Below are 21,431 nucleotides of genomic sequence, written 5' to 3'. Positions count from 1 at the left end.
CGCCGTGGGTTAGGCTTGCTGCGCCCGATGAGCCCCCGTAGCTCAGGGGATAGAGCGTCTGCCTCCGGAGCAGAAGGCCGCAGGTTCGAATCCTGCCGGGGGCACAGTTATATTCTCCCGGCCTCCCGTCGTGGGCATCGCTCCCCGGACAGGCCTAGCCCTCAGCCCCCGCCACGAAGCCCGACGCCGCGTCGTCGGCGAGGCCGACGTACAGGCGCCGCCACGGATCGTCGCCGATCAGCTCCCACTGGTGACCGCTGCCGTCGGTGTCCTCGGCAACAAGTACGACGCCGGGTTCGAGCCGAAAGCGCTCGCCGTCGCGGGTGATGAAATCGAGGATTCCAGCAAGGGTGATCACGTACTGCCGACGCGGGGCGGTGTGCCAGGCGAGCGACCCGCCCTCCGCTGTCTCCTGAAAAGCCGCCGTGGTCGTCGCCGTCTCGGACGACCGCAATGTGCCGGCGTCGAGAGAGATCGTGCCGTACTCGACGTGGGAGCGGCCGTCGTCGTCGTTGAAGAGTCGAATCGCCGAGATCATGCCATGAACTCTACGAGCTCGTCGCCGTGATTCCCGCGCGCAACGGCGCACCCTGTTAGCGTCGAAACCATGTGCCGCTGGCTTGCCTACGCTGGTTCTCCCATTCGTATCGAAGACCTTCTCACCAGGCCATCCCATTCGCTGGTCGATCAGAGTTTTGAGGCGCGACAGCTGTACCTTCCCGGGGCGCCGATGACGTCGATGTTCCGTAACCACGCGTGGCCGACGAACGGCGACGGATTCGGTGTCGGATGGTGGGGTGATCGCAGCTTCCCGGGTCAATACCGCGATGTACGGCCCGCATGGAGTGACGCAAATCTGCATCGGCTGGCCGAACAGGTCTCCTCGCCGATGTTCCTCGCCCACGTCCGGGCTGCGCTGGGAGGCACGATCGATCGAGCGAACTGTCACCCATTCCAGTACGGGCGGTGGCTGTTTCAGTACAACGGCGAGATCGGCGACTTCTTCCGGCTCAAGCGCGACCTCACACTCGATGTGGCGCCCGAGCTGTATCCGTTCATCGAGGGCAACGCCGACACCGAACTGTGCTTCTACCTCGCGTTGACCTACGGACTCGACACCGATCCCAAGGGTGCGTTGGCGCGCCTGGTCGGGCGTGTGGAGCAGGCGCGCACCGACAACGGCGTCGACTCCCCGTTCAGTGCCACGATCTGCGCCGCGAATGGCGAGGAGATCTACGCCGTGCGCTATTCGAGCAATCGGGCCTCGAATTCGCTCTATCACTCGGTGGGCACGATGCGATTGACCGCCGGCGACCGCGGGGGAGACATCGAACTCCCCGCTGACGGGCGCATCGTGGTGTCCGAACCGTTGGAACTCGAGTATCGCGATACCAAGTGGGTGGAGATTCCGGAGTGGTCGATCGTGACCGTTCGTTCAGGGGTTGAACCCACGATCGAACCCTTCACTCCGACCGTGCTCCCTCACGAGCACGCCTCCTAGGGGCTTTCGGCTACCCGTACACCGACGTCACCTACCAGGGGCGTTGTCGCCCGAAGAATGCAGGCCAATAGGATGGTGACCTGTGACTCCCGCCGACCTCGCTGCATTGCTGAGTGCCGTGACCCGGACCGTCGTGTCCGACCACGGACTCGACGCTTCTCTGGTGCCCGACTCCGTGGTCGTCGAGCGCCCGCGCCTCGCTGATCACGGCGACTACTCGACCAACGTCGCACTCCAGCTCGGCAAGAAGCTCGGCGTCAACCCGCGTGAGCTCGCCGGCTGGCTCGCCGATGCCTTCTCCGCGGCTGACGGAATCGACAAAGCCGAGGTCGCGGGCCCGGGATTCGTCAACATCTGGCTCGCAGCGGCAGCACAGAACAGCGTGATCGAGACCGTCCTCACCGACACCGTCGACTACGGCAGGGGCGACGAGTTCTCCGACAAGACCATCAACCTCGAGTTCGTCTCCGCCAACCCGACCGGCCCCATCCACCTCGGTGGCACCCGCTGGGCCGCCGTGGGCGACGCGCTCGGACGAGTGCTCGCCGCACGCGGGGCGAAGGTCGCCCGCGAGTACTACTTCAACGACCACGGCTCGCAGATCGACAAGTTCGCACGGTCACTCGAAGCGTCGGCACTCGGTGAGCCGACGCCCGAGGACGGTTACGCGGGCGAGTACATCGTCGAGATCGCGAATCAGGTTGTCGAGGCGGTACCGGGCGTACTCGAGCAGCCGCAGGAGCAGCGTCGCGAGACCTTCCGCTCGGTGGGCGTCGAGCTGATGTTCGACCACATCAAGTCGAGCCTGCACGAGTTCGGAACCGACTTCGACGTATTCACCCACGAGAACTCGATGTTCACCTCGGGCCTCGTGGAGGAGTGCATCGCCGAGCTGCGCGCAAACGGAAACCTCTACGAATCCGACGGCGCGTGGTGGCTGCGCACGACGAACTTCGGCGACGACAAGGATCGAGTCGTCATCAAGAGCGACGGCGAGGCCGCCTACATCGCGGGCGACATCGCCTACTACCGCGACAAGCGCAACCGCGGTTTCAACCTGTGCATGTACATGCTCGGCGCCGACCACCACGGCTACATCAAGCGACTCAAGGCTGCGGCCGCGTCACTCGGTGACGATCCCGACACCGTCGAGGTCCTCATCGGCCAGATGGTCAACCTCGTCCGCGACGGCAAGCCCGTGCGGATGAGTAAGCGTGCCGGCACCGTGATCACGCTCGACGATCTCGTCGACGCGGTTGGAGTCGACGCCGCGCGCTACGCACTCATCCGCTCGTCGATCGATGTCAACATCGACATCGACCTCGACCTGCTGGCCAAGCAGTCCAACGACAACCCGGTGTACTACGTGCAGTACGCACACGCGCGGTTGTCGGCGATCGCTCGCAACGCCGACGAACTGGGCCTCAAGCCCCGGCTCGAACACCTCGACCTGCTCGACTCCGACACCGAGGGCGATCTGATCCGCACGATCGGCGACTTCGACGAGGTGGTGGCCACGGCGGCGCAACTGCGTGAGCCGCACCGCATTTCGCGCTACCTGGAGTCGCTCGCGGGTGCCTACCACCGGTTCTACGCCCACAATCGGGTGCTGCCACAGGGCGATGAGGAACCCGGTGACATCCACGGCGCGAGGCTCGCGCTGAGCGCGGCAACCCGTCAGGTGCTGCGCAACGGGCTCTATCTCATCGGCGTCAGCGCTCCGGAGCGGATGTGAACGCGCATCCGGCGGGACCCCGCCACGCCGAGACCCACGCGGCACCGCAGTTGGCCCAGCAGCGCAGCGACCCGGCCGCGGTGGCGCAGATCCCGGCAAACGTGTTCCCCCGCAATGCTGTTCGTGCCGAGTCCGGTGAGCTGACCATCGCGGGCGTCGGTGTAGGCGAGCTGGCCGAGACATTCGGCACCCCGCTGTTCGTGCTCGACGAGGATGATTTCCGCTCCCGCTGCCGCGACATGATGACCGCGTTCGGGCCATACGGACGTGTGCACTACGCGTCGAAGGCGTTCCTGTGCAGCGAGGTTGCGCGCTGGGTCGACCAGGAAGGTCTGTCACTCGACGTCTGTTCCGGTGGTGAGCTCGCGATCGCCCTTCACGCGGGCTTCCCGGCGGAGCGAATCGCGTTGCACGGCAACAACAAGAGCCTCGACGAACTCGACGCGGCACTCGAGGCCGGTGTCGGTCACATCGTGCTGGACTCGATGATGGAGATCGAGCGCCTCGACCGCTTGGCGGGCGAGCGTGGCGTTGTTGCCGACGTACTGATCCGCGTGACGGTCGGCGTCGAGGCCCACACCCACGAGTTCATCGCCACGGCGCACGAGGATCAGAAGTTCGGATTCGCGCTGTCGGGCGGCGTCGCCATGGAAGCGGTTCGACGCGTCTTCGCCACCGACAACCTGCGACTGGTGGGGCTGCACAGCCACATCGGCTCCCAGATCTTCGACATGGACGGTTTCGAGCTCGCGGCACATCGCGTGCTCGGATTGCTGCACGACGTCGTCGACGAGTTCGGTGTCGACAAGACATCGCAGATGTCGATCGTTGATCTCGGTGGGGGACTGGGTATTTCGTACCTTCCCGACGAACGTCCGCTGTCCATCGCCGACGTCGCCGAGACACTCGCCGCCATCGTCCGCCGCGAATCGGAAGCGGTTGGTTTGCCGATGCCGACCATCGCCGTCGAACCCGGTCGCGCGATCGCGGGGCCGGGCACCATCACGCTCTACCGGGTCGGGACCATCAAAGACGTCGAACTCGGCGGCGGGTCGGTACGTCGCTACGTGTCCGTCGACGGCGGAATGAGCGACAACATCCGGACGGTGCTGTATCAGGCCGAGTACGACGTGCGGCTGGTCTCGCGGGTGTCCGACGCCGATCCGGTGGTGAGCCGCGTCGTCGGAAAGCATTGCGAGAGTGGCGATATCGTGATCAAGGACTGCTGGCTACCCGGCGACCTCGAACCCGGCGATCTGATCGCCGTCGCGGCGACCGGTGCGTACTGCTATTCGATGTCGAGCCGATACAACATGGCGATGCGACCGGCCGTGGTCGCCGTGGCCGACGGTACGGCGAGGGTGATTCTTCGCCGCGAGACACTCGACGACTATCTGCGGCTGGAGGTGAGCTGAATGAGTAACGGTGCAGGACAAGAAGAATCAGCAGGACAAGGCAACTCGGTAGGGCAAGACCAATCGGCGGGACAAGGCATGACAGCGCAGGACAAGACGATCGGCGTCGCGGTCCTCGGTATGGGCAATGTGGGTTCCGAGGTCGTGCGAATCCTCGAGGACAACGCCGCCGACCTGAGGGCTCGGGTCGGTGCGCCCGTTGAACTGCGCGGCGTCGCGGTGCGTGATCTGACTCGACCACGCAAGATCGCTCAGGAACTGATCACCGACGACCCCGCGGCACTCGTGGCACGCGACGACGTCGACATCGTCGTCGAACTCATGGGCGGAATCGATCCCGCGCGCGAAGTGATCCGCACCGCACTGCAATCGGGCAAATCCGTGGTGACGGCCAACAAGGCGCTACTCGCCGAGTACACGGGCGAACTCGCCACCGCAGCCGCCGACGCCAAGGTCGACCTGTACTTCGAGGCGGCCGTCGCCGGAGCAATTCCGGTGGTGCGTCCGCTGATGCAGTCTCTCGCGGGCGACACGGTCGAGCGAGTCGCCGGAATCGTCAACGGCACCACCAACTTCATCCTCTCGGAGATGGCGGAGACCGGTGCCGACTACGCCGAAACCCTCGCCGAGGCAGGACGTCTGGGTTACGCCGAGGCCGATCCGACGGCCGACGTCGAGGGCTACGACGCCGCGGCCAAGGCCGCGATCCTCGCGTCGATCGCGTTCCACACCCGCGTGACCGCGGCCGACGTCTACCGCGAGGGCATCACGAATGTGACGCCCGACGATCTGGTGGCGGCGAAGAAGTTCGACTGCACGGTCAAACTTCTCTCGATCTGTGAACGGGTGCGAGGCGCCGACGGCTCCCAGCGGGTGTCGGCGCGCGTGTACCCGGCGCTGATCCCGTTGTCGCACCCGCTCGCAACGGTCAACGGCGCCTTCAACGCGGTCGTCGTCGAGGCCGAGAATGCCGGAAGGCTCATGTTCTACGGGCAGGGTGCGGGCGGTTCGCCGACGGCATCGGCGGTGCTCGGCGACATGGTGATGGCCGCACGAAACAAGGTGCACGGTGGTCGCGGACCGCTTGAATCGACCTACGCGTCGTTGCCGATTGCGTCGATCGACGAAGTGCCGACCCGCTACTACGTCTCCATGCGAGTCGCCGACAAGCCCGGTGTACTCTCGCAGGTCGCCAACGAATTCTCGAAGCGATCGGTGAGTATCGCCGCAGTCCGTCAGGAAGGCGCGGGCGACGACGCCCGGCTCATCGTCGTCACACACCGCGCACCCGATCGAGCTCAGTCGGAATGCGTTGCAGCACTTGAGGACATGGACTCCGTGACCACGGTTTCCAGCGTTCTGCGATTGGAAGGAACCGATGACTGACGCGACCAACGCACCCGCGCACGCGCCTGTGCACGCCGGCTGGCCGGGGCTGATCGAGGCCTATCGTTCACGACTGCCCGTAGGCGACGACTGGAAGGTCGTGACCCTCCTCGAGGGTGCGACCCCGCTGGTGCCGGCGCCATACCTGTCGGAGCTGACCGGCTGCGAGGTGTACCTCAAGGTCGAGGGCCTCAACCCGACGGGCTCGTTCAAGGACCGCGGCATGACCATGGCCGTGAGCAACGCCGTCAACAACGGCAAGACCGCGGTCCTGTGCGCGTCGACGGGCAATACGTCGGCGTCGGCGGCTGCCTACGCCACCCGCGCCGGTATCACCTGTGCCGTGCTGATTCCCGAAGGAAAGATCGCGATGGGCAAGCTCGCCCAGGCGGTCATGAGCGGGGCCAAGATCATCCAGGTGCAGGGCAACTTCGACGACTGTCTCGAACTCGCTCGCAAGGCCACCGCGGAGTTCACCGAGATCGAGCTGGTCAACTCGGTCAATCCGGCGCGTATCGAGGGGCAGAAGACCGCGGCATTCGAGATCGTCGACGTCCTCGGTCGCGCGCCCGACGTGCACGTGCTCCCGGTGGGCAACGCGGGCAACATCACCGCGTACTGGAAGGGCTACCGCGAGTACCACGCCGACGGCATCAGCGATCTTCCGCGCATGCTCGGTGTGCAGGCCGCAGGTGCTGCTCCGCTGGTCAACGGCGCGCCGGTGAAAGATCCCGAGACCATCGCCACCGCGATCCGCATCGGGTCGCCCGCAAGCTGGAACCAGGCCGTCGCGGCCAAGGAGGAGTCGGGCGGCCAGTTCCGCGCAGCCACCGACGAGAAGCTGCTCGAGGCGTACCGACTCGTGGCGGGCAAAGAGGGCGTCTTCGTCGAGCCCGCGTCCGCTGCCAGCGTGGCGGGCCTGCTCGCGGCCCACGCCGACGGCTGGATCACTCCGGGCCAGACGGTTGTGTGCACCGTGACCGGAAACGGCCTGAAGGACCCCGACACCGCGCTCCTCGGGATGCCGGAAGTCGAGGCGATTCCCGTCGATCCCGTGGCAGTTGCCGATGCACTCGGCGTCGCCTGAAGCTGGGACGGCCCGACGAATGGTCAGCCCGGATACGGTGTATAGGCAACTGCCGGAAGGTCTTTCGACCAAGGTGCGTGTGCCTGCGTCGAGTGCGAACCTCGGACCGGGGTTCGACTCGCTCGGCATCGCGCTCGGCCTCTACGACGAGGTCGTCGCATCGACGACACCAGCGGGCATCGACGTCGACGTCGTGGGTGAGGCAGCCGACGACGTGCCACGTGATGCCAACCATCTCGTCGTCCGCGCGCTCCTCGCAGGGCTCGCGCACGCGGGGGTTTCGGCCGCTGGGCTGCACCTGAAGACGGTCAACGCCATCCCGCATTCGCGCGGCCTCGGATCGTCGGCCTCGGCCGCGGTCTCAGGACTCGCCGCAGCGTCGGGACTCGTCGTCGCCGCAGGCCTCGGCAACCCCATCTCCGACGCCGACCTGGTGCAACTGGCCAGTGCCTTCGAGGGGCACCCCGACAACGCCGCGGCAAGCGTGCTGGGGTCCGCGGTCGTGACCTGGATCGAACCCGGTGAGCATGCCCACTATGGCGCGCGGCGGCTCGATGTCCACCCCGCGATCCGCGCGACAGCCTTCGTTCCGTCGACCGAGTCGTCGACGTCGTTCACCCGTGGGCTGCTGCCCGACGACGTCCCGCGTACCGACGCGATTTTCAATGTCAGTCGCGCAGCGCTCGCCGTCGTGGCCCTGACGTCCGATCCGAGTTGTCTGTTTGCAGCAACCGACGACCGGTTGCATCAGCCCTATCGCGCGGCCGCCATGCCCGAGACCGCGCGGCTCGTCGCCGCCCTCCGGGCGCGGGGATACGCGGCGACAGTCTCCGGGGCAGGCCCGAGCGTGCTGGTCCTCGACACGCGATCGGTCGATTCGACGACCCGCGAACTGGCAGGCGAACAGGGCTTTCGCGTGCAGCAACTCGAGATTGCCGGCGGCGTCCAGATCGGCTGAATCTCCTCATGCGGATTCGGCGTGTTGCCGGTACCATGCCTGGGGGGTTATCATAAACTGGTCTAGCCGCGCAGGCTCGTTCCGCCGTGCTTCTCACCGATCTCTGATCAACATCCGGTCGGCTCCCGGGTGTGCACATGAGCAGTCACCGATCTGGGGCATCGCGCAATCCGCGAGTCGGCACTTCTTGTCGAGAGCAGATTCTTGTCGAGAGCACAGCAGTTCAGGAGTGACATACCGCAGCCGGACCACAATCTTGTCCGCCCGTCCACCACGGACGGCGGTCATTTCCTCTGAAGGTTGACGACGCGTCGAGCCGATCGAGCGGCGTTGGACACCTCAGTAGGCGACATCACGACCTCATGCAGCATCTGACTGCGGAGGAACGAAAGGACATCCGTGACTGATACGGACCTGATCACCGCGCCTAGCGTCGCCGACGACCAAGGCGCACCCAAGACCAAGCCGCGCGCAGGCCTCTCCGGCATGGTGCTGACCGAACTCCGTTCACTCGCAGGTGAGCTGGGCATCAAGGGCACGTCCGGAATGCGCAAGGGCGATCTGATCGCCGCCATCAAGGAGCGCCAGGGCGCAGGATCACCTGCCGCCGACACCCAGAAGGCAACCGCACCCAAGGCTGAGGCTGTTGCCGGTGAGGCTCCCAAGGCGGTCCGCAGCGCGACCCGCCGCACGAAGACCGCGACATCTGCCGAGGCTGCGCCGGAGCAGATGACGATCACCTCCGAGACCACTGCGAGCCCGCAGTCGGAGAAGTCTGCCGACAGTACTCCTGCCAGCAGTGGTTATGCCGACGGTGCTGCTACCGACTCGGCGAACGGTGCGTCGGTGGAGTCGAGCGCGCAGAGCACTCGGACCGACAGCGACCAGTCGAACAATCACCGTGGCGACAACGACCGTGGTGGCAACGGGCGCGGCGAGTCCGACCACGCGTCGAACCAGGGCGGCGGCAACAATCGCAACCGCACCCGCAATCGCAACGGTGGGCAGGGCGGTTCGAACTCGAACGGCTCGAACTCGGCTCAGCAGGGCGGCGGCAACCAAAGCAGCGAGGGCGGCCAGAACAGCGGCAAGAACCAGGGCCCCAACAACAATCGCGACAACAACAATCGCGACGACGATGGCGAAGGTGGCCGCGGGCGCCGCGGTCGTCGCTTCCGTGAACGCCGTCGTGGACGTGACCGCGACGGTTCGGGTGGCGGCGAGCCGCAGATCTCCGACGACGACGTGTTGCAGCCTGTCGCAGGCATTCTCGACGTTCTCGACAACTACGCCTTCGTGCGGACCTCGGGATATCTCGCCGGTCCCAACGACGTGTACGTCTCGATGAACCTCGTTCGCAAGAACGGTTTGCGTCGTGGCGACGCGATCACCGGTGCCGTGAAGGTTCCGCGCGAGGGCGAGCAGCAGAATCAGCGACAGAAGTTCAATCCGTTGGTGCGTCTCGACTCGGTGAACGGGTCAGATGTCGAATCCGCCCGTAAGCGACCGGATTTCAACAAGCTGACACCGCTGTACCCGAACCAGCGACTGCGTCTCGAGACGGCCAAAGAGCAACTCGACACCCGCGTCATCGACCTCATCATGCCGATCGGTAAGGGGCAGCGCGCGCTGATCGTGTCGCCTCCGAAGGCAGGCAAGACGACGATCCTGCAGGACATCGCCAACGCGATCGCCATCAACAACCCCGAATGTCACCTCATGGTGGTCCTCGTCGACGAGCGACCCGAAGAGGTCACCGACATGCAGCGGTCGGTCAAGGGCGAGGTCATCGCCTCGACCTTCGATCGTCCGCCGTCAGACCACACGTCGGTCTCGGAGCTCGCGATCGAGCGCGCCAAGCGCCTCGTCGAGCAGGGCAAAGACGTCGTGGTGCTGCTCGACTCCATCACCCGCCTCGGCCGCGCGTACAACAATGCGTCGCCCGCATCGGGACGCATCCTGTCCGGTGGTGTCGACTCGACGGCGCTCTACCCGCCGAAGCGATTCCTCGGCGCTGCTCGCAACATCGAGAACGGCGGATCTCTGACGATCATCGCATCCGCACTGGTCGAGACCGGTTCGACCGGCGACACGGTGATCTTCGAGGAGTTCAAGGGCACCAGTAACGCCGAGCTCAAGCTCGACCGCAAGATCGCCGATCGTCGTGTGTTCCCGGCTGTCGACGTCAACCAGTCGAGTACCCGTAAGGACGAACTGCTGATGTCGCCCGAGGAGTTCGCCATCATGCACAAGCTCCGTCGCGTGCTGAGCGGACTCGATTCGCAGCAGGCCATCGACCTGCTGATCAGCCAGCTCAAGAAGACCAAGAACAATTACGAGTTCTTGCTGCAGGTGCAGTCGAACGCCCCCGGCGCCATGAAGGACGACTGACGCAGCAGGACGGCTGACACAGCAGGGCGACTGACGCTAGCTTGCGCTGGCCTGTGCGGCGCGGTGGCGTCGCACGGCTGCGCGGTTTGCGCAGGCCGGTGAGCAGTAGCGCTGCCGCCCGTTGCGTGAGGTGTCGGCGAAGACACGGGTGCATTCGGCGAGTTCGCATGCACCCATGCGGTCGATGCCGCGTCCGGTGAGGTGCAGTGCCGTTGCCGCAGAGATCAGCACACAGATCTGCTGCCAGCCCGCGACGTTGTCGTCGCGAAAGTGTAGATGCCACCCGGTCTTCGCATGGTTGGTGAGTCGGGGAGCCGCGGCGTGCTGTAACAGCAGGTCGTTCAACAGGTCAGCGCGCGCCTGCTCGTCGGTCGCGCGCGCGACATCCCGCCAGTGTTCGAGGTATTCGAGGGTCTTGCGCAGGTCCTCGGGACCGATGTCGTCGGCGTCGAATACGAAACCTGCTGCACGGCATCGGGTGACGAGTTCGTCTGCATCCCTCGGAGGGCTATTGGCCAAGTCGACGGCCAGCACGACGGCATCCCGTCCGTAATGGTTGAAATGCATAATGCCATTACATTACAGTGGAGGCATGTCACTCACGCATATCGACCACGCACACCACTGGACCGTTCAGTCATGCCACCTCACCTCGACGGGTGTGGTTGTCTACCAACGGTGTTCGTGCGGAGCTCTTCGCGTCGTCGAACATGACCTCACGGCCACGGAATCGGCAGCCGAACACGTCGTCGGACCTGAACTCAGGCGGCCAGTTCGGTCATCAGGTGATCCCACGCGTCGAACATCGCGGCGGGTACCGCGCCGGTCTGCGTGATCACCATTCCGCATCGTGCGTGGCGGTCGTAGATCTCGATGGATCCGGTCGGACCCCACACGCCCTGCGACCAGGTCACCCAGCACTCGGTGACGAGATTGAAGTTGATCATCGCCCGTCCGCGCCCGGATGCCAGCAGCATCTGTCCCTCGTGTTCGCGGGCGCCGTCGAGCTGATCGTGGTGTAGCTGGACACAACCGGGTGCCGTCGCGGCCATCGTCAGTTCCACACCGTGCAGCGCCGCATGCTCGAGCGCGGCGATAGCCTGACGAGAGTCGATGCGTGCGAAGCCTTCTCGCGCCGGCATCGAGGCGAGACGTGAGACTCCGCCGTCGACGAGGATGCTGTCGAGCTGCGCGACCTGATCGTCGAGCGCGTCGTCGCAACAGACGATGACCTCCGGCGCATCGTTCGCGATATCGACGTCGGGCGGGCCGTCGGACGAGAACGTGTCGGCAGACAATCCGATGGCCTCGAATGCCAATCTGTCCGACGCCTCCGTCAGATAGGTTGCGTGAGCGGTGTTTCCGTCGGCGTCGAACAGTCGGAGCATGGGCGGCGCCTGCGCTGCGGGTTCGCTGACGAGTGCGGAGCCGAGACGATCGGGGTGCAGACGCAGCGACACCCTGCCGGCGCGACAGCGAATCGGCCCGCCCATGATCGTCGGGGTCTCGTGGACACCGACGTCGTTCAAAATGACAGGTCCGGCAACGGTCACGCCGACGATCTGATCGAGCAGTGGTAGATGTCCTCCGAGGGCAGAGGCGTTGCCGCGCAGCAGATGTCCGGAGAACTGCGGATCTGCGAGCAACGCGTCGAGGTCGCTCGTGTGCGTTGCTCTGCTGCAGCGACACGCGCCCTCGCGTGCGCAACGTCGCGTTGTCGGCTGCTCGGGATCCGGCGGGTTGGCTGGCATCGTTGCCATCCTTTCAACTGCTGATCGGGGTGAGGTCAGTAGACGTCACGCATGTACCGCTTGTCCTTCTTGAGCTGTGACACCGCATCCTGCGCTGCGGAGGCACTGTGCCCGCCGTGCTCGGCGATGATCTCGTGCAACGCATCGTCGACGTCGCGCGCCATTCGAGTCGCATCGCCGCACACATACAGGTACGCGCCGTCGTCGAGCCAGCGGAAGAGTTCGGCTCCGCGAGCGCGCATCCTGTCCTGCACATAGACCTTGTGTTCCTGATCGCGTGAGAACGCGAGGTCGAGATGGGTGAGCAGCCCGTCGGACACGAACTGATCGATCTCGTCGCGGTAGATGTGATCGCACGTTTCGTGTTGGTCGCCGAAGAACAGCCAGTTGTCTCCCGTCGCACCGCGTTCGGCTCGCTCGTGGAGGAATGCACGAAACGGAGCGATGCCGGTACCCGGTCCGACCATCACGACCTTCGCGTCGTCGGGTGGCAGCCGGAACGACTTGTTGGGTGTCACGAACACGCCGATCGTCTCGTCGTCGGCGATCCTGTCTGCGAGGTGCGTCGAGCACACCCCTCCGCGGTCTCGCTCGCCGGAACGGTAGCGGACCGTCGCCATCGTCAGGTGGACGGTTCCTGCATGAGCGCGGGGGCTCGACGAGATCGAGTAGACGCGGTGGGCGAGCGGCTGCAACTCCGCGAGGAGTTCGTCGGGGGTGATGGTCAGCGATTCGTCGACGTTGAGGAGGTCGAGCACGTCCTTGCCCCACAGCCACGCGTCGAGCGCTTCGCGGTCGCCGGTGGAGGCGAGGTGTGTGAGTTCGGCATCGCCGCTGCGGGCCGCGATGTAGTCGACCAGATACTTTGAGGCAGTCGCGATCTCATAGCGGTGCAGCAGTGCCTCGCGCAGCGGACGTTGCTCCTTGCGATCGACGACCGGTGTCTGCGGCGAGACGCCGAGCCTGTCGATGATGCGGTCGACGAGCGCGGGGTCGTTGCGCGGCACGACGCTCAGCCCGTCGCCGGGCTCGTAGGTGATGCCGCTGTCGCCCAACGAGATCACCAGGTGCCGAACCTCTTTGGCCGAACCGGGGCCGGAGAGAACGGTGTTGGCGATCACCGTCGCCGGGTACGGATTCTTGCGGCCCCACGTCGACTTGCGTTGGCGCGCAGGCTTACCGGCCTTCTCGGTGACGTCCTTGCCGGCCTCGGAGAGCTCGACTGTCGCCGCGGGAGCGGGCGCCTCGTCCGCAAGCTCGGAGCCCGTCTGCTGCGGTGTGGCCGCGGCAAACAGAGGTAGAGCCCGTGCGAGCCACTCGTCGGCCGTCTGCTGATAGTCGACATCGCAGTCGACACGTTCGACGACCCGTGTCGCCCCCAGTTCCGCGAGCCGTGCGTCGACGTTCTTACCCGCCTGACAGAAGCCGTCATAGATCGAATCCCCGAGCGCGAGGACGCCGAATGTCAGTCCGTCGAGTCGACCGACCTCCGGTGCCGCGAGTGCCTGCCAGAAGTCCTCGGCGTCGTCCGGCATGTCGCCCTCACCGTAGGTCGACGTGACGACGAGCAGCCGTGTCGTCGTGCCGAGTGCGGCGAGATCGAGGTCGGCGAGGTCGCAGACCCGTGCGTCGATGCCGATCTCCGCGGCCTTCGCCTTCGCCTTCTCGGCGAGCATCTCCGCGTTTCCGGTCTGGGTGCCGTAGGCGATGAGCAAGGGTTGCGACACGTCGGCCGTACTCGATTCGGCCGACATGTGTCCGAGGCCGGGCGCGGACGCAGGCTGCGGCATCGTCATTCTCGTGTTCAGGCCTGCGAGGAATCCTGCGAGCCATGCCTTCTGGTCGCCTGTGAAGGGAACATCGGTGGGAATGTAGGGCAATTGCATGTCATCCCGCCTTCGGGTGTGAGAGAGGTGCGATGTCGTCGGCAGCGACGGTTCCGTGCGGTGTCGCTGCCGCGAGCGCCTCGACGACGGTCGGCACTGTGCGCGAGGCGAACAGGGCGTCGAAGTCGGGGAGCGACCCCAATACGTCACGGATGTGGTTGTCCTGGTGCATGATCCAGCCGTAGGTCGCGGGTGCATCGACGGAGCGCACGTTGCGGGCCGCGAGCGCCCGCTTGTAGTCGTCGATCCGTTTGGCGGAGATGAGCGCGGCGATCTGTTGCTCGTCGTAGTCGGCGAGGATGTCGCGGACGAACGTACCCACGCGTGTGACGAGGTCGAAGTCTTCTGTCAGGACGAGATTGCGTGCGGCTCGCGCGATGAGCTGTTCCGACCGCGAATCCGCGCCCACGACCGTCGATCTCGAGCGACGCATGCGCGTCTGGGCGACCTCTCGGGCGAGATGGAACACCGTGAACGCATTGAGGAGTCGGTACATCGTGGCGTCGTCGGTGTGACCGTACGCCGGTACGAGGCCGTCGAGGATCGGCGTGCGGTTTCTGACATGCCGTTTGAGAGTCCTGACCTGGTCGGTGGCGATCGACGTGGACAGTTCGTCGACGAGTGCACGGTGACCGAGCGTGGCCAGCAGCGTCGGGGCGTCCTGGTGACTGACGAGCGCGCGCGGCATGGCGTAGCTGATGTAGTGCCGCTCGGTCTCCCAGTTCTCGAGGAGCCGGTTCGCGAGCGCGGAACCGGTTGCCTCGGCGTGCATCTCGAGGAGTAGGTGGACCGCATGGTGGTGGATCGGTGCGAGCGGGTCGTCGACTCCCGTGATCGCTCCGACAAGCACCGAGTCCGAACTGATCCGGTCGGCGAGTACACAGGCCGGATCGTACTGATAGAGGAAGCCGCCGCTCATCCCGTTGCCGAGTCCTCGACCGAACCCGCCGATATTGAGCACCGCTCCGTTGGTCATGTATTCACAACCGAACTCGCCGATGCCTTCGACCACTGCGGTGGCACCCGAATTGCGTACGGCGAAGCGGTCTCCGGCCTCTCCCTCGACGAAGAGGCGCCCACCGGTGGCCCCGAACAGCGCGAAGTTGCCGACCAGGACGTTGCCGCCCTCCGCGGGCGAACCCCCTCCGGGAGAGCGCACCACGACCGTTCCACCCGACATCGACTTTCCGACGCCGTCATTGCACGTGCCGGTGTGCTCGAGGCGCAGACCGTCGTTGCAGAATGCGCCGTAGGACAACCCTGCAGACCCTGACGTGGGGATCGTGACGGAATCGGGTGCGAGATAACGACGCCCGCGCTCGTCGACATAGACGGCCGGTAGCCGGTCGATATTTTCGGAAGCGGGGTGTTCGGAAGCGGGGTGGTCGGGTGCGGTGTAGTTGAGCATGCGCTCGATGTCGACGGCCAGTTGCGCACCGACACTCTTGTTGCGGTTGCCGAGCACCGTCGGGATGGTGACGATACTCTCTGCCCCATCATCGAACAGCGCGTCGCACACCTGGGTCAGCAGCGAGTTGTCGACGGCGAAGTCGGCCTCGAGGTAGACCGGATCGGTGATGGCCTCCCTGTCGACGCGCGCGAGAAGCGGTGCGGTGTCGAGGCGTCCGACGATCGCGGGATGCTCGATCCCGACGAGTAGATCGGTCCGACCGCGTGCCGCGCGCAGATCGGGTAGCGCGAGTTCGGCGAGAATCTCCCGCACATCGTGCGCGACGTTGAGCAGGTATTGCGCCATGGCACGCGGATCCCCGTCGAACAGTTCGGGATTCGTCGTGAGGCCAGCCGGACATTTGATGTTGCAGTTCTTGGCCATCACGCAGCCCATCATCATCAGGGCGGCGGTACCGAACTCGAAGCTGTCGGCACCCAGCAGCGCCGAAACCACCACGTCGCGACCTGTCTGATGAGCTCCCGACGCACGGAGCACGACCTTCTCGCGGAGACCGTGCGCACAGAGCGCCTGGTGTACCTCGGCGAGACCTATCTCGGCGGCACGCCCCGCATAGCGCAGGCTGGTGACCGACGCCGCGCCGGTGCCGCCGGTGTTTCCGGCGACGTTGATCACGTCGGCGCCTGCTTTGGCGACTCCGACGGCTATGGTTCCGATGCCCTCGGACGACACCAGCTTCACGATCACGCGCACCCGCGCTGCTTTGCAGTCGTGGATGAGCTGAGCGAGGTCTTCGATCGAGTACGTGTCGTGATGCGGTGGGGGAGAGACGAGTTCGACTCCCGGAGTGCCACCGCGGGCCGCAGCGATCTCGACGGTGACTTTCGGCGACGGAAGTTGGCCTCCCTCACCGGGTTTGGCGCCCTGGCCGATCTTGATCTCGAGCTCGGTGAGCATGGGGTCGGCGAGGTATCCCGCCCAGATCCCGAATCTGCCCGAGGCGAACTGCTTGATCCTCGACGCGCGTAGCGTGCCGTACCTCGAATAGTGCTCGCCGCCTTCACCGCTGTTCGACAGCGCGCCGACCATGTTGGTGCCGTGGGCGATTGCTTCGTGTGCCTGCGCGACGAGAGCGCCGTGGCTCATGGCCCCGGACGCGAACGTTGCGGTGATCTCATGGGCGGGTTGCACATCGGTCAACCTGCGTGACGTGTCGGCACGACGAAGGTCGAGGACGTCGCGGACGGTACTCGGGCGTTCCGCCCGAGTCCGCGCAATGTCGTCGACGAATGCGCGGTAGGCGTCGGTGACGGTGAATGCGTCGATCTCGGCATCGGTGAGCCGGTCATAGCTGCTCGATGAGTACAGTTGCGCGGTCTCGCCGAATGCGCCGTCGAGGTCGCCGAGCGTGAGCAGTCGCAGAAGATCCGCGGCCCCCGCCTCGTCGGCACGTACGGAGTGGACTGTCGCCGTGGCAAACTGCAATGTCTCCGAGACCATCTCGCCGTAGCCGCGGACGGCGGCGACGCCAAAGGAGTGACCGGCTCCGTCGGCACGTTCCTTGAACAGCCCGAGTAGTGGAAGATCTTTGTCCGACGACGCGGCCGGCGCGGCCATCGCAGCTCGGTGAGCACCGGCAATGGCGTCGACGACATCGGCGAGTGCAGCCCCGCCTGCTGGCGAGCGCATCGTCGGAAACCATTCTGCGAGTACAGGGTCGGAGGTATCGAGGAAGTTCGGCTCGAAGAACTCGCCACCGATGTAGCTTTCGACCGTGCACAACCCCACTCGGCCCATCGTCTTCATGAGCGACTTCGTGGCCGCAGCGGCCCAGCGAGCGAATCCTGCTGTCGCCGTCTGTTGGTCACCGGAGCGCGTTGCGCGCCGCGCGACCGAATGAGGATGTGCCGCAGCGGCTCCGAAGCCGAGTACCGCGGCGAGGTGATGCGACGACTCGATCTGGCCAGAGTCAGCCACCAGGGACACGCTCAGCCGTGCGCCAGAAGCGATCAGCCGTTGGTTGACTGCAGAGACGAGGAAGATCATCGGCAAAGCGGCACGATCGGCCCGAATCGCACGGTCGCTGAGGACCGCGATTCCGCCGGTGGCGGAGGCGAACTCGACGACCTGGGTGCACACTCGCTCCACTGCGTCGACGAGTGCCGTGGCGTCGTCTTGTGCTGGGGTGTTATCGGCCCTTGCCGTATCGGAGCCGTCGGATACCTCCGGCAGCGCGAACGTGGCGTCGAAGACGCGGACGGGGGATTCGTCCTGCGCGAGCAAGACGTCGAGCGCGGCGGCGTCGAGTATCGGCGACGGGATGACGATCTGGCGATGCGGATGTGTTGTGGCCGTGTCGATCTCACTGATTCGAGGCCGTGCACCGAGCGCAACGCGCAGCGACATCCCGTCCGCTTCACGGATACTGTCCAGCGGTGGGTTGGTGACCTGCGCGAATCGCTGCGAGAAGTACCGGGCGACGCTGGGCTCCCGATTGGTGAGCGCATTGATCGCGTTGCCGAAACCCATTGCGGAGACGCGTTCGACACCGTCGTCGATCATCGGGTCGACGAAGTACCGCAGGCTTTCCTGGTCGAGGTGATACGCGCGGAAGCGTTGATGGTCCGTCAGCGTCGGATCGTCGCAGGGAAGGGCCGGCGAAACGCCGTTCTCGGGACTGCGTGAAGAGTGTTGTGGCGCAAGCGCTGTCAGTTCGACCCGCGCGGCATCCAGGAGTGCCGGGTAGTCGCGTGCCGCGGCGAGCTTCGCGTACGCCTGTTCGGTGGTGTAGCTGCGGTGCTCGCGATGGTCGTAGTAGATCATCCCGCCCGCGGAGACACGCCCACGGGCGATCACGCGCTCCGGTGGGAACGAGATCTGTCCCGCCTCGGAAAACGCGCACAGGTAGTCGGCGGTCTCGACGGTGCGCAGGGGGCGTAGTCCGAGTCGGTCCAGGCGTGCGCCGATGACAGTGCCGTCGCCGAACACCACGGCCGCCGGGCCGTCGTTCTTCTCCTCGTAGAGAGAGAAGTACTCGAACATCGCCCGAACCTCGGGGGCGAGTGTCGTGTCGTTCTCCCAGGCGGGCGGCATCATCGACACGATCGCGGTGACGAGGTCGACGCGCTCGGATACGACACGCGCGGCGACGGTCTGGTCGAGTCTGCTGGAGTCGGATTGGCCCGGCGGTCGCGAGATGGTCTTCCCGGATGCCGCGGCCGCGGTGACCTGCGCGATGCGGTTCTTCTTGTCGGTGTTGAGCTCGCCATTGTGTGCGAGGAGCCGGAATGGCTGGGCCATCGTGGGATGCGGGTCGGTGTTGGTGGAGAAGCGCGTGTGGAAATACAGCGTGTGGACCCGGTGGTCAGGATCGGCGAGGTCGGTGAAGTAGTCGACGACCTCGTTCGACGAGAGCCTGCCCTTGAGGACCTGCGTGCGTGCGGACAGCGACAGGGGATAGAGGCCCGCGAACTCGTCTGAGGTGTAGGCGATCGACTCGATGTGCAGCAGTGCCTGCTGGACAAGGTGGTCGAGATCGGCCGGATCGGGGCAGGGATCGGGTGCGGCGAACACCCATTGCCGGATCGGGAGCTGCGCTGCCGCGGATGCGGGCCGCAGCACCGAGGGGTCGACGGGAACATCGCGCACGCACAGGTCGGTGAATCCGCGGTCGTGCATCGTGCGCTCGATGAGTCGCGTGGCTCTCGCTGCTGCGGCCGGCGACGGCGGGAGGAAGAAGTTGCCGACGCAGAATCGGCCGAGCTCAAGGTCGGGTCGACCGGTCACCGAACGAAAGAATCGTCGGGACAGATCCATGGACACGCCGCCACCGTCGCCGATGCCGAGCGCCGACATTCCACCACGGTGGGGTACCGAGCAGAGCGCCTCACGTGCCATGTCGATGACGTCGTGCGTTGCCCTGCCGTCTTTGCGCGTGATGAAGCCGACGCCGCAGCTGCTCTTTTCGTCGCTGTGATCCCACACCAGGTGTGGTCTCCGGATCGCGTGCACGCAGGTCCTCTCGTAGGGATGTGGGTTCCAGATGCGAATGCAACCCGCTGCGGCGTTGGAGCGGTTCGCCGCTGCGACAATGGAGCGGCTCGCCGCTGCGACATCGGAGCGGCTCGCACGACTATAACTTAGGTAAGGCACAGTAAACTAAGGCTTACCTTCACAAGAAGCGTCGACGCACGTCTTCGACGCGTCACGTATGCACGTTTACGCAGCGTGTGGCGCGTTCGGCGGAGTGGGAGCTGCGTCGGAATGAATACGGGTGGGGCCGTGTTGAGGCGGGTGACAGGCAGTCGAGTCGAATCCGGCGCCCGCGGTCGTCGCCAGCCAGAAGGTTGCGATTTCCGTCTGGGCCTGGGGCGATGGCATACTGATCGGTCGAGTCCGGTACCGGTTCACACCGCCGAATCGCGGCGGTGACCCGGCGACCACAGAAAGGGACACCAGAATGAAGCAGGGAATTCACCCCGATTACCACGTCACAGAGGTCGTTTGCGGCTGTGGCAACACCTTCGAGACCCGCAGCACCGCCGAGAACGGTCGGATCAACGTCGAAGTCTGCTCGCAGTGCCACCCGTTCTACACGGGCAAGCAGAAGATCCTCGACACCGGCGGCCGCGTCGCGCGCTTCGAGAAGCGCTACGGCAAGCGCACCAAGAACGCAGACGCCAAGTAGCTATCCCGACGACGCCCGCCCGGTCACACCGACCGGGTCGGGCGTCGTTTTCGTTGGGCGAGCAAGTATCTGGGCGAGCAAGTATGAGGAGGACGAGCGGTGAATAAGAGCGCACACACGCGCGACGCCGGAGGCGGTGCCAATGGCGGTGCCATCGACGACATTCTTGCCGAGCACGCGGGGCTCGAGCAGCAGCTCTCTGATCCCTCATTGCACGACGATCCGTCGCATGCGCGGCGGGTGGGCAAACGATTTGCCGAGCTCGCGCCGATCATGGCGACGTATTCGAAGCTGCAGACCTCGCGCGATGATCTCGCCGCGGCCAGGGAACTCGCTGCAGACGATGCGGCGTTCGCCGAGGAGATTCCCGCTCTCGAAGCTGCGGTCGAATCTCTGGATGCGACGCTGACCGATCTGCTCGCACCACGCGACCCGCACGATTCCGACGACGTCGTGTTGGAGATCAAATCGGGTGCCGGCGGCGAGGAATCGGCGCTGTTCGCCTCCGATCTGGCCCGCATGTACCTCAAGTACTGCGAGCGGCACGGCTGGAAGGCCCAGGTCCTCGGTGTCACCGAGTCCGATCTCGGGGGCTACAAGGAGGCCACGCTCTCGATCAAGGGCCGCGAGCCGTCGCGCGACGGTGTGTGGTCGCGGCTGAAGTTCGAGGGCGGCGTTCACCGCGTGCAGCGTGTCCCGGTGACCGAGTCTCAAGGCCGTATCCACACGTCGGCGGCAGGCGTGCTGATCTACCCGGAACCCGAGGAGGTCGAGGAGATCGAGATCGACGAGTCCGATCTGCGGATCGACGTCTACCGCTCGTCCGGCAAGGGCGGCCAGGGCGTGAACACCACCGACTCGGCGGTCCGTCTGACCCACCTGCCCACCGGGATCGTCGTGACCTGCCAGAACGAGCGATCGCAGCTCCAGAACAAGGCCCGTGCTATGCAGGTGCTGGCTGCGCGGTTGCAGTCTGCTGCCGAGGAGGAGGCCGACGCCGCCGCGGCGGAGGGCAGGGCTGCGCAGATCCGGACGGTTGATCGTTCCGAACGCATCCGCACCTACAACTTCCCGGAGAACCGGATCACCGATCACCGGATCGGTTACAAGGCAAACAATCTCGATGCCGTGCTGAGTGGCGACATGGACGCCCTGCTCGACGCGCTCGTCGCCGCAGACCGTCAGGCGCGGCTCGAGGCCGAGTGAGGTCGACCTGCGTGACA

14 protein-coding genes and 1 tRNA gene are annotated in these 21,431 nt (G+C 65.5%); 10 read left to right on the top strand and 5 right to left on the bottom strand.

Annotation, left to right across the window (positions count from 1 at the left end):
• The first annotated feature begins 31 nt into the window (after nucleotides 1–31).
• Nucleotides 32–104 (top strand) — tRNA-Arg (locus tag ABW18_RS21270).
• 50 nt (nucleotides 105–154) lie between these two features.
• On the opposite strand, the gene ABW18_RS21265 is transcribed toward ABW18_RS21270, so the two are convergent.
• Complete coding sequence (locus ABW18_RS21265) at nucleotides 155–538, bottom strand: cupin domain-containing protein (RefSeq protein ID WP_049700996.1); 384 nt, start codon at nucleotides 536–538, stop codon at nucleotides 155–157.
• Nucleotides 539–607: 69 nt separating this feature from the next.
• On the opposite strand from ABW18_RS21265, the gene ABW18_RS21260 reads away from it, so the two are divergent.
• From ABW18_RS21260 to rho, 7 genes are all read left to right on the top strand, one after another.
• A complete protein-coding gene (locus ABW18_RS21260) occupies nucleotides 608–1,501 on the top strand; it encodes a class II glutamine amidotransferase (RefSeq protein WP_049700995.1) in 894 nt (297 codons plus the stop codon).
• An 82-nt stretch (nucleotides 1,502–1,583) separates the two neighbouring features.
• On the top strand, nucleotides 1,584–3,236 hold the full coding sequence (gene argS / locus ABW18_RS21255) for an arginine--tRNA ligase (protein ID WP_049700994.1): 1,653 nt from the start codon (nucleotides 1,584–1,586) through the stop codon (nucleotides 3,234–3,236).
• Nucleotides 3,233–4,651 carry a diaminopimelate decarboxylase gene (gene lysA / locus ABW18_RS21250; RefSeq protein ID WP_049700993.1) on the top strand — a complete coding sequence of 473 codons (1,419 nt, stop codon included), beginning with the start codon at nucleotides 3,233–3,235 and terminating at the stop codon, nucleotides 4,649–4,651. The genes argS and lysA overlap by 4 nt, the downstream gene beginning before the upstream one ends.
• A 78-nt stretch (nucleotides 4,652–4,729) precedes the next feature.
• The gene (locus ABW18_RS21245) at nucleotides 4,730–6,037 is read left to right on the top strand and encodes a homoserine dehydrogenase (RefSeq protein WP_049700992.1); all 1,308 of its coding nucleotides are present in this window, start codon (nucleotides 4,730–4,732) and stop codon (nucleotides 6,035–6,037) included.
• Entirely contained in the window at nucleotides 6,030–7,124 is a 1,095-nt protein-coding gene (thrC, locus tag ABW18_RS21240) for a threonine synthase (protein WP_005205757.1), read from the top strand. The genes ABW18_RS21245 and thrC overlap by 8 nt, the downstream gene beginning before the upstream one ends.
• Nucleotides 7,125–7,143: 19 nt before the next feature.
• Nucleotides 7,144–8,082 (top strand): homoserine kinase, encoded by a 939-nt coding sequence (thrB, locus tag ABW18_RS21235; RefSeq protein WP_200903299.1) that lies wholly within the window; start codon nucleotides 7,144–7,146, stop codon nucleotides 8,080–8,082.
• A 399-nt stretch (nucleotides 8,083–8,481) separates the two neighbouring features.
• Complete coding sequence (gene rho, locus ABW18_RS21230; RefSeq protein ID WP_049700990.1) at nucleotides 8,482–10,473, top strand: transcription termination factor Rho; 1,992 nt, start codon at nucleotides 8,482–8,484, stop codon at nucleotides 10,471–10,473.
• 36 nt (nucleotides 10,474–10,509) lie between these two features.
• Here rho and ABW18_RS21225 read toward each other — a convergent pair whose 3' ends face one another.
• The 4 genes from ABW18_RS21225 to ABW18_RS21210 form a co-directional block, all read right to left on the bottom strand.
• Complete coding sequence (locus tag ABW18_RS21225) at nucleotides 10,510–11,040, bottom strand: CGNR zinc finger domain-containing protein (RefSeq protein ID WP_049700989.1); 531 nt, start codon at nucleotides 11,038–11,040, stop codon at nucleotides 10,510–10,512.
• Nucleotides 11,041–11,234: 194 nt separating this feature from the next.
• Nucleotides 11,235–12,224 (bottom strand): ChuX/HutX family heme-like substrate-binding protein, encoded by a 990-nt coding sequence (locus tag ABW18_RS21220; protein ID WP_338043855.1) that lies wholly within the window; start codon nucleotides 12,222–12,224, stop codon nucleotides 11,235–11,237.
• A 35-nt stretch (nucleotides 12,225–12,259) separates the two neighbouring features.
• Nucleotides 12,260–14,110 (bottom strand): sulfite reductase subunit alpha, encoded by a 1,851-nt coding sequence (locus ABW18_RS21215; RefSeq protein WP_049700987.1) that lies wholly within the window; start codon nucleotides 14,108–14,110, stop codon nucleotides 12,260–12,262.
• A 1-nt stretch (nucleotide 14,111) separates the two neighbouring features.
• Nucleotides 14,112–19,532 (bottom strand): glutamate synthase-related protein, encoded by a 5,421-nt coding sequence (locus ABW18_RS21210; RefSeq protein WP_049700986.1) that lies wholly within the window; start codon nucleotides 19,530–19,532, stop codon nucleotides 14,112–14,114.
• Between the two features lie 448 nt (nucleotides 19,533–19,980).
• Here ABW18_RS21210 and rpmE point away from each other — a divergent pair, with 448 nt between their 5' ends.
• A complete protein-coding gene (rpmE, locus tag ABW18_RS21205) occupies nucleotides 19,981–20,208 on the top strand; it encodes a 50S ribosomal protein L31 (protein WP_049700985.1) in 228 nt (75 codons plus the stop codon).
• A 99-nt stretch (nucleotides 20,209–20,307) separates the two neighbouring features.
• Nucleotides 20,308–21,414: a peptide chain release factor 1 gene (gene prfA, locus ABW18_RS21200; RefSeq protein ID WP_049700984.1), complete on the top strand. Its 1,107-nt coding sequence runs from the start codon at nucleotides 20,308–20,310 to the stop codon at nucleotides 21,412–21,414.
• Nucleotides 21,415–21,431: the final 17 nt, after the last annotated feature.

The organism is Gordonia jacobaea (genome assembly GCF_001186365.1).
GTDB lineage: Bacteria > Actinomycetota > Actinomycetes > Mycobacteriales > Mycobacteriaceae > Gordonia > Gordonia jacobaea.
Note: the sequence above shows the minus strand (reverse complement) of the source record. Positions and strands in the feature narration are given on the sequence as shown.

What these genes read in the sequence shown, in the direction of transcription:
- ABW18_RS21265 (WP_049700996.1), bottom strand. Translation starts at nt 538, where the DNA reads ATGATCTCGGCGATTCGACTCTTCAACGACGACGACGGCCGCTCCCAC.
- thrB (WP_200903299.1), top strand. Translation starts at nt 7,144, where the DNA reads ATGGTCAGCCCGGATACGGTGTATAGGCAACTGCCGGAAGGTCTTTCG.
- thrC (WP_005205757.1), top strand. Translation starts at nt 6,030, where the DNA reads ATGACTGACGCGACCAACGCACCCGCGCACGCGCCTGTGCACGCCGGC.
- ABW18_RS21260 (WP_049700995.1), top strand. Translation starts at nt 608, where the DNA reads ATGTGCCGCTGGCTTGCCTACGCTGGTTCTCCCATTCGTATCGAAGAC.
- ABW18_RS21215 (WP_049700987.1), bottom strand. Translation starts at nt 14,110, where the DNA reads ATGCAATTGCCCTACATTCCCACCGATGTTCCCTTCACAGGCGACCAG.
- ABW18_RS21245 (WP_049700992.1), top strand. Translation starts at nt 4,730, where the DNA reads ATGACAGCGCAGGACAAGACGATCGGCGTCGCGGTCCTCGGTATGGGC.
- rpmE (WP_049700985.1), top strand. Translation starts at nt 19,981, where the DNA reads ATGAAGCAGGGAATTCACCCCGATTACCACGTCACAGAGGTCGTTTGC.
- ABW18_RS21225 (WP_049700989.1), bottom strand. Translation starts at nt 11,040, where the DNA reads ATGCATTTCAACCATTACGGACGGGATGCCGTCGTGCTGGCCGTCGAC.
- ABW18_RS21220 (WP_338043855.1), bottom strand. Translation starts at nt 12,224, where the DNA reads ATGCCAGCCAACCCGCCGGATCCCGAGCAGCCGACAACGCGACGTTGC.